This window comes from Bathymodiolus platifrons methanotrophic gill symbiont, from assembly GCF_002189065.1.
In the GTDB taxonomy this organism is placed as follows: domain Bacteria; phylum Pseudomonadota; class Gammaproteobacteria; order Methylococcales; family Methylomonadaceae; genus Methyloprofundus.
The window spans coordinates 1-1,086 of record NZ_BDMN01000600.1; the positions used below are offsets into that span (position 1 = coordinate 1).

At 41.6% G+C, this 1,086-nt stretch carries 1 protein-coding gene and 1 pseudogene; both read right to left on the bottom strand.

The features are described from left to right. Positions 1 to 574: 3'(2'),5'-bisphosphate nucleotidase CysQ family protein (locus CDZ78_RS20855; protein WP_280175614.1), on the bottom strand; the 574-nt coding region annotated here is incomplete at its 3' end. 1 nt (position 575) lies between these two features. Continuing rightward, positions 576 to 1,004, bottom strand: a pseudogene (locus CDZ78_RS20860) (oxidoreductase family protein); the annotation flags it as partial. Between the last annotated feature and the right edge of the window lie 82 nt (positions 1,005 to 1,086).

The following is a 1,086-nucleotide window of genomic DNA, read 5'->3' on the forward strand; positions in this document are numbered from 1 at the left end:
CTATTGCCTCTAGCTCAGTCAGTACGCTGGAATATTGCGAGTGCTCAGTAAAGCTACGATCGGTGATAAAGGTCAGTGCCTGGGAGCTTGAAGGTTCCGGAGTATGCAAAGACCATCGAGAGTCATTACGAAAAATCCCTTGTCCTTTTAGCGCATGATATAGCGTTTGTTTAACCGGGTCGAAAACGACACCTAAGTAAGGAATACCTGTTCGAGAAACCAAAGCGATGGCAACCGAATATCCAAGCGTTGACTCAATAAACGGCAGAGTACCATCCAGAGGATCTATACACCAGAAAAAATCCTTTGTCAGTCGTTTGCGATCATCAGGACTTTCTTCAGTCAATAAGGCGAGATCAAATTGTGCACAGGTTGGCTCCAGAATTTGCAGAATTATCGCCTGACTTAAATGATCAACTTCAGTTACCACTTGCGAAGCTAAGGTATGCCCATTCTGTTTATGCTTGATAGTGACTTCTTTTTGCGCATAGTGAGTAATGATTTGTCCAGCTTGAAAGGCTGCGGAAATAGCACATTGGCTTAATAAAAACAGATCCTGCTGAGTAAGTTGCATATTAGGCTTGTTTAGCTTCGTTATTGCTCAATTCGGAAATAACTTCACGCGCCAGGCGCTCACTATAACTGTTTATTTTCCAGTGGCCTGGGTTCCAACCTTTAATAAAACGATGAAAATCGGTCCAGGCAACGGGAAACAACGAACGCCATTCTTGCTCTACACCCTCGGCATCTATTTGTGCATGTTGAGCAGCTAGCGACGCTTTTAAAACCTGAAAATAATAGTCCAATAGCGCTGTTTCTTGCTGCTGACATTGCTGTTCATTTAGACAACTGCCAATAAAATAAGCCACATCTTTCATACCACAGCCACCACCGACATATTGAAAATCAACTGCAGCAACACGCTCACCTGACTGGCTAAAACAAAAATTAGCTAATTTTGCATCACCATGGACAATGCTTTGATAAGTACAGTCGCTTAATTTGGCTCTATGTGAATCCTAGTGGGTAGTCGAATTTTAACTTACCACAAAGAAAGTAAATCATATTGATAAAATTATTAATATT